This is a genomic window from Sulfitobacter sp. 1A13679 (genome assembly GCF_043557115.1).
In the GTDB taxonomy this organism is placed as follows: Bacteria; Pseudomonadota; Alphaproteobacteria; order Rhodobacterales; family Rhodobacteraceae; genus Sulfitobacter; species Sulfitobacter faviae.
The window spans coordinates 60,900-68,345 of the sequence record NZ_JBIFFO010000022.1 but is presented as its reverse complement, the minus strand read 5'-3'; the positions used below and the strand labels follow the sequence as shown (position 1 = coordinate 68,345).

General features: G+C 64.1%; 6 protein-coding genes. 4 read left to right on the top strand and 2 right to left on the bottom strand.

Annotation, left to right across the window (positions count from 1 at the left end; all coding sequences use genetic code 11):
* Positions 1–139: 139 nt before the first annotated feature.
* Entirely contained in the window at positions 140–640 is a 501-nt protein-coding gene (locus ACGYLA_RS16105; protein WP_209218390.1) for a sigma-70 family RNA polymerase sigma factor, read from the bottom strand.
* 256 nt (positions 641–896) lie between these two features.
* Between ACGYLA_RS16105 and ACGYLA_RS16100 the strand changes: the two genes are divergently transcribed.
* The 4 genes from ACGYLA_RS16100 to ACGYLA_RS16085 are packed head-to-tail and all read left to right on the top strand — an operon-like array spanning position 897 to position 4,986.
* The gene (locus tag ACGYLA_RS16100; protein ID WP_394433837.1) at positions 897–2,099 is read left to right on the top strand and encodes an NAD(P)/FAD-dependent oxidoreductase; all 1,203 of its coding nucleotides are present in this window, start codon (positions 897–899) and stop codon (positions 2,097–2,099) included.
* Positions 2,096–2,875, top strand: a complete 780-nt coding sequence (locus ACGYLA_RS16095) for an HpcH/HpaI aldolase/citrate lyase family protein (protein WP_394433835.1) — start codon at positions 2,096–2,098, stop codon at positions 2,873–2,875. The genes ACGYLA_RS16100 and ACGYLA_RS16095 overlap by 4 nt, the downstream gene beginning before the upstream one ends.
* 12 nt (positions 2,876–2,887) lie before the next feature.
* The gene (locus ACGYLA_RS16090; protein ID WP_394433833.1) at positions 2,888–3,730 is read left to right on the top strand and encodes an NAD-dependent epimerase/dehydratase family protein; all 843 of its coding nucleotides are present in this window, start codon (positions 2,888–2,890) and stop codon (positions 3,728–3,730) included.
* 23 nt (positions 3,731–3,753) lie between these two features.
* Entirely contained in the window at positions 3,754–4,986 is a 1,233-nt protein-coding gene (locus ACGYLA_RS16085) for a mandelate racemase/muconate lactonizing enzyme family protein (RefSeq protein ID WP_394433831.1), read from the top strand.
* 176 nt (positions 4,987–5,162) lie between these two features.
* Here the strand turns inward: ACGYLA_RS16085 and ACGYLA_RS16080 are convergent, their stop codons facing one another.
* Positions 5,163–7,337 (bottom strand): thiamine pyrophosphate-dependent enzyme, encoded by a 2,175-nt coding sequence (locus ACGYLA_RS16080; protein ID WP_394433829.1) that lies wholly within the window; start codon positions 7,335–7,337, stop codon positions 5,163–5,165.
* Between the last annotated feature and the right edge of the window lie 109 nt (positions 7,338–7,446).

Genomic DNA, 7,446 nt, shown 5'->3' with positions numbered 1-7,446 from the left:
GCCTTACAGAAGACCGCACTCGATCACTCGCCAATAGGGTCAAAAAATTCTTGCACTACGGGCGGCAACCACAGAAGGCCCAAGGCCATTTCGGCGGCCAGCAGATCGTCGTCTTCCGGCGGGGTGATGGGGGTGTCGCTCATATGCTCATACACTCCCGCAGGGCCATCAAACCACGGCGCAGCCATGTGCGCATGGTGTTGAGCGGCACGTTGAAACGCTGCGCAAGCTCGGCATAGCTGTCGCCATCAAGGTACGCCCCGCGCACCGCAGCACCGCGATCCGCTTCAAGATCATCCAGACAATTGGTCAGCCGCTTGGCCTCTGACGCGGCCACGGCGGATTGCTCGGGGTTCGGCCCCGGCGCGGCCAGTTCCAGCCCCGGCGTGTCGATATCCTGATGGCCCTTACGGGTGGCGCGCAGCCGGTCGATCGCCGTGTTGCGCGCAATGGTAATCAGCCACGTCATCGGCGACAGGCCATTGGCCTGATAGCGGTCGGAATTATTCCAGATTTTGACGAAACTGTCCTGCATGGCATCCTCTGCTGCGGCGCGTGTGTCCAACACACGCAGGCAGACCCCGAATAGTTTCGCCGACACCCGATCATAAAGCGCCTCAAAGGCGGCACGGTCCCCCATTGCGACCTTCGCAATCAGACGCTCAATCTCTTCGCGGTCGCTGTCCAAGGGCCACTCCTTTGGGCGGTCATCTGTGTTGCGGCATCGCGCTCATGGTGCGACAGCCACGGTAAAAGTCAACCCTGCCTCATCCATGGGCACGGGCGCAACCCATCGCCGCAAAACGAAAATTCGCGCCGCGCTTCACAAAGATTGCAGGCTCTGGATGCTTAGGCTACCCACGATTCAGAGGGGAATGCGCAAAGGGAGACTGTGCATGCAAAACGCGCTTGAGACGTCCTATGACGTGGTGATCGTGGGCGGGGCCATCTATGGCTCAGCTTTGGCTTGGTGGCTGACCAACACGCCGGGGTTCGACGGCGAGGTGTTGGTGGTCGAGCGGGATCCGACCTATGAATTCGCCTCGACCAGCCATACGAATTCCTGCATCCGCCAGCAGTTCAGCGCCCCCGTAAACATCCAGATTTCGCAGTTCGGGGCCGAGTTCATCAAAAACTTCCGCCAGTTCATGCATGACGATCCCGAGGTGCCGGAACTGGCGCTGCAAAGCTTTGGCTACCTCTATCTTGCCGACACGCCCGAGTTTGCCCAGACCCTGCGCGAGGCGCAGGGCATCCAGACCTCCATGGGCGCGCATACCCAGCATATGACCAAGGATCAGATCGCCGCGCGCTATCCCTTCTACATGCTCGACGATGTGATCGCCGCCAATCACAACACGGTGGATGAGGGCTATTTCGACGGCGGCACGATGTTCGACTGGTTCAAACGCATGGCCAAGCGCCGCGGCGTGACCTTTGTGCATGACGAGGTGACCGGCATGGTGCTGAACCCCGCGGGCAGTGCGGTGGATGCGGTGACGCTGAAGTCCGGCGCGACGGTCTCCTGCGGGACGGTGGTCAATGCCTCTGGCCCTCGCGCGGCGGCGACGGCGCAGATGGCCGGGATCACCCTGCCCGTGGTGCCGCGCAAACGCTACACCTTCATCTTCGACGCCGCCGAGCCGCTTGAGATGGACCTGCCGCTGACCATTGATCCCAGCGGCGTGCATATGCGCCAAGAAGGCAAATATTATATGGCCGGTTGCCCGCCAGAGGATGACTATGACGCGGCATATGATGATTTCACCTTCGACCATTCGATCTGGGAAGAGAAGGTCTGGCCCATCATCGCCACCCGCGTTCCGGCCTTTGAGCGGGTCAAGGTGATCAACGAATGGGTCGGCCATTACGCCTATAATACCGTCGACCAGAATGCGATTCTGGGTCGGCACGACAAGGTCGCGAACTTCGTCTTCATGAACGGCTTTTCCGGCCACGGCTTGCAACAGGCCCCTGCCATCGGGCGCGGCACGGCAGAGTTGATCACCCATGGCGGCTACCGCACGCTCGACCTCACGCCGCTGGACTACGCGCGGATCGTGCGTTCCGAGAAATTCGTCGAAAGGGCCGTGATATGAAATTGCGCGAGAACAGCTTCCTCACGGCCATCCGCGCCGGGCAAAAGCAGCTGGGCCTCTGGGTCTCCCTCTCCAACGGCTATGCCGCCGAGGTGGTGGCCCATGCGGGCTATGACTGGGTGATGCTGGATATGGAACATGCGCCCAGCGACATGGCCTCGGTCCTGGGGCAGTTGCAGGCGTTCTCGGGCAGTGAGACCACGGCGATGGTGCGGCCCGACTGGAACGATGCGGTCAAGGTCAAACGGCTGATGGACCTCGGCGCGCCGGGGCTGCTGTTTCCCATGGTGCAGACCCCTGATGAGGCCCGCGCCGCCGTGGCCGCCTGCCGCTATCCGCCCCGCGGCATTCGGGGCGTGGCCGGGCTGAACCGCGCCAACCAGTTTGGCCGGGTCAAGGATTACAACGCCGAGGTCGAGAACCAGACCGCCATTCTGATCCAGCTTGAAACCCGCGCCGCCGTCGAAAACGCCGCCGCCTTTGCCGAGGTTGAGGGGATCGACGGCATCTTCTTTGGCCCCGCCGACATCGCCGCCGACATGGGCCATCTTGGCCAGACCCTGCACCCCGAGGTCTGGGAGCTGATCCGCCCCGCGGCCAAACTCTTGATGGACAAGGGCATTCCCGTGGGCACGCTGGTCACCGACCCCGATTTCGCCGCCCAACTGCTGAACGAAGGCTTCACCTTTGTCGCCTGCGGCACGGATGTGGGCCTTTTGGCCCAAGGCGCCGATGTCCTGCGTGCGAAGGTGCGCGACAAGATTTCTGAGACGTGAAAGGAAGATGTTATGAAATTTAAGAAACTGGTCCTGACGGGCGCCGCAGGGCGCCTCGGCTCCTACCTGCGCGAGCCGCTGGCCGCCATGTGCGAGGAACTGGTCAGCTCCGACATCGCCGAGGACATTGGCAAGCTTTACGACGGTGAGCGTTATCAGAAGGCCGATCTGGCGAGCTACGACGAGGTCGCGGCCCTGATGGAGGGCGCCGACATGGTGGTGCATTTCGGGGCCATCGTGGACGAAAAACCCTTCATGGAACTCTTGGGCCCGAACTTCGTCGGCTCTTACAACGTCTGGGAAGCGGCCTATCAGGCGGGCGCACGGCGCGTCGTCTATGCCTCGTCGATCCATGCGGTGGGGATGCACAAAAAGGCCGATTTCATCGGCATTGATGCGCCTCACAAGCCCGACACTTTCTACGGCCTCGCCAAATGTTTCACCGAAGACCTCGGCTCCATGTATTGGGACAAGCGCCAGCTCGAATCCGTGCATCTGCGCATCCTGAGCGCGGCACAGGTCAACAACTCCCGCGCGCTTGGCTCGTGGCTCAGCTATGACGATCTGATCCAACTGGTGACCCGCGCGGTGGACACGCCCTCGGTCGGTTTCACGGTGATCTACGGCGTGTCGAACAACGACCGCGCCCCGGTGGACAACTCGAAAGCCTCCTTCCTCGGCTACCGCCCGAAGGACAACGCCGAGCAATTCGCCGAAAAAGTGCTGGCCGAGGAAGGCCCCGTGGACATCACCGACCCCGGCCAGATGTGCCACGGCGGCCCCTTCGCCAAGGTCGATCTGGGCGAAAGCGGCATCGCGCAGATGACCATCGTCGACGACAAGAAAGAGACCTAAGCGGCCAAACGAAAGGGACCGTCATGAAACTGCAAGACCTCGATATCATCGTGACGGCCCCGCCCGCCCCCGGCTGGGGCGGGCGCTATTGGATATTGGTCAAACTGACCACCGACGCCGGCGTAACCGGCTGGGGCGAATGCTATGCCGCCAGCGTCGGGCCCGACGCGATGCGCGCGGTGATCGAAGATGTCTTTGCCCGTCATATGCAGGGCGAAAACCCCGAGAATATCGAGTTGATGTTCCGCCGTGCCTATTCCGCAGGCTTCACCCAGCGGCCAGACCTGACCGTGATGGGCGCGTTTTCGGGGCTTGAGATCGCCTGTTGGGACATCTTGGGCAAGGACCGCGACCGCCCGGTGCATGCGCTGATCGGCGGGCGCACCAATGACCGGGTGCGCGGCTATACCTACCTCTACCCCCTGCCGCATCACAGCATGGCGGATTTCTGGACCTCGCCCGAGATGGCGGCGGAATCGGCGGCGGATTGCGTGGCGCGCGGCTATACGGCGGTGAAATTCGACCCCGCTGGCCCCTATACGCTGCGCGGCGGGCATATGCCTGCAATGTCGGACATCAGCACCTCAGCGGCGTTCTGCAAGGCCATCCGAGAGGCGGTGGGCGACCGCGCCGACCTGCTGTTTGGCACTCACGGGCAATTCACCACCGCGGGCGCAATCCGGCTGGGCCAAGCGATCGAACCCTATAGCCCGCTGTGGTACGAAGAGCCGATCCCGCCAGACGCGCCTGAGCAGATGGCCAAGGTCGCGCGCGGCGTGCGCGTCCCTGTGGCCACGGGCGAGCGGCTGACCACCAAGGCCGAGTTCGCGCCGCTGTTGCGGGCGGGCGCGGCGGAGATCCTGCAACCGGCCCTTGGCCGTGTGGGCGGCATCGCGGAGGCCAAGAAGATCGCCACCATGGCCGAGGTCTATAACGCGCAAGTGGCGCCGCATCTCTATGCCGGACCGGTGGAATGGGCCGCGAATGTGCAGCTTGCCACCGCGATCCCGAACATCCTGATGTGCGAATGTATTGAGACGCCGTTCCATGACCAATTGATCAAAGGGTCGATCCGGGTGGAGGACGGCTTCATCACCGCCCCCAAAGCGCCCGGTTTGGGGATCGAAGTCGATGAGGAACTCGCCCGCGCGCATCCTTACACAGGCGATGGCCTGCATCTGGAGATGCGCGAAGAGCCTTGCGATTATGTGAATGGGAATAATTTCCAAGGCGGCGCACCCGCGGATAGCCACTAGGCGCGCGTACCCGGCCCGGATTCAAGCCGCAGGCGCCGGGCCATCGCCTGCCCGCCCCCCGGGTAGGCGATTTGGCGGGGCTTGGCACAACTTCGCGAAGGCGCGCCGAGGTTGCACCATAAAGTGGCATAAGGCACCCGCGGATCGCCGACCCGCGGGCAGGCGCTGGCCCTCAGCTACCCCAACAGATCCCGCGCCGCAGCGACAATCCCCTCCCGCGAGGGCAGCGTCGCCGCATAAGCAGGCCCCGTGGCGATGAAACTGTCCTCCGCCGTCAGCCGAGCAAAGCGCTTCACACCACGCTCAGCCATCAGCGCCATCAGCGCCTCGGCCTGCCCGCCCGTGCGGCGGCATTCGTCGACGATCAGCACCGGACGATCCCCGATGGCCTCGATCAACGCATCCTCCGGCAAAGGCGCCAGCCAGCGCAGGTCGATTACCCGCGCATCGACGCCCGGCTCGGCCAGATCCCGCGCCGCCTGCTGGCTCAGGTAATGCCCGTTGCCATAGCTCACGATTGCCAGATCACCGCCCTCGCCCGTGACGCCGACCTCGCCCAACCCGATCCGCCGATCCGGGGCCGGGTAGGTCCGCATCCAGCCGCCATCCCCGGCCTCCATCAGGTCGCGCATCGGGTAAAGCGCGATGGGCTCGACAAAGACCACCACGCGCTGCTCTTCCAGCGCTAAACGGTGCGCTTCGCGCAGAATCATCGCCGCGTCGTCCCCTGCCGAGGGGCAGGCGATGACGATGCCCGGAATGTCGCGCAATACGGCCAGCGAGTTGTCGTTGTGAAAATGCCCGCCGAACCCTTTCTGATAGCCCAGCCCCGCGATGCGCAGCACCATCGGGTTGCTCCATTGACCGTTGGAGAAGAACGGCAGGGTCGCCGCCTCGCCGCGCAACTGGTCCTCGGCGTTGTGCAGATAGGCGAGGAACTGGATCTCCGGCATCGGTACGAAGCCGTTGTGCGCCATGCCGATGGCGAGGCCGAGGATGCTCTGCTCATCCAGCAGCGTGTCGATCACCCGACCGGGGCCAAAACGGTTCTGCAGCTTCTGGGTGACGCCATAGACCCCGCCCTTGCGACCTACATCCTCGCCCATCAGCATGGTCTCGGGGTGCGAAAGCATCAGGTCGTGCAGCGCCCAGTTGATCAGGCGCGACATGGGCTGGGGGTTGTCCATCTGCCCCATGTCGCTGCCAAAGGTCTCGGTCCGCGCCTCGGCGCTCGGCCCGTTGCTGGGCGCGCAGTCGCGCTTGGGCGGCACGAGGCTCGCCATGACGTCCGACGCCGTCTTCAGCCGGGGGCGTTTCACGACCTCGTCAGCCGCCTTCGCGACCGCTTCTTGCGTATCGCGGTAGATCACCAGCGCCTCCTCGGCAGACGCCCCAGCCTCCACCAGCAGCCGCGCGGAATGCAGCAGCGGATCGTTGGCCTCATCCGCCTCCACCTCAGCGCGGGGCAGATAGGAGGTCGCCACATCCGCCCCGGCATGGCCATAGAGCCGCACGGTGCGCAGGTGCAGGAAAGCCGGCTTGCGATGCACGCGCACGTAATCCGCCGCCGCCTTCGCCGCCGCATAGGCCGCGTGCAGATCGAGCCCCTCGCCCTCGAAATACTTCAACCCCGGCCGCGCCGACATCGACGCCTTGATCCATCCCGTCGGTGTCTTGGTCGAAATCCCGATGCCATTGTCCTCGCAAACGAAGAGCAGCGGCAGCGGCACGCCCTGCACGGCGGTCCAGCAAGCGGCATTGATCGCCCCCTGCGCGGTGGAGTGATTGGCCGAGGCGTCGCCGAAGCTGCACATGGCGATGCCGTCGCGCGGCAGGATTGCATGCTCGGGCCGGTGCCGCCGCGCCATGCCGATGGAATGCGCCGCCCCCACCGCCTTGGGCAGATGGCTGGCGATGGTCGAGGTCTGCGGCGGGATCATCAGCGGGCGCGAGCCCAACACCTTGTGCCGCCCCCCGCTGGTCGGATCCTCGGCAGAACAGGCAAAGCTGAGCAGCATGTCGCGCATCATGTCCTGCCCGCCGGTCTGATCGGCACGGGCGATCTGGAAGGCCGCATCGCGGTAATGCAGGAAAGCGATGTCATCGACGCGCAGCGCCGCCGCCACCGCTGCCATCCCCTCGTGGCCGGAGGAACCGATGGTGTAGAACCCCTGCCCCTCCTTCTGCATGACGCGGCTTTGCAGGTCGAGCGCCCGGCTCAGCACCTGCGCGCGGTAGAGCTGCTCCAACTGGTCGCGCTCCAGCGCCTTTTCGGAATGGGTGGAATCGGGAAAATCCCCCGCCGCGACGCGACGGAGGAAGTTCTCATGAACGATGGCAACGCGGTCCATGGGGCCTCTTGAAATAGAAATTAATCGCCCTCGGCGAAAGCATGTCGGCCAGAAAGAAAGGCGCCGCCCCTCTTTCTGGCCATAAGTATTTTCGGTGGCCGGGGGGAGT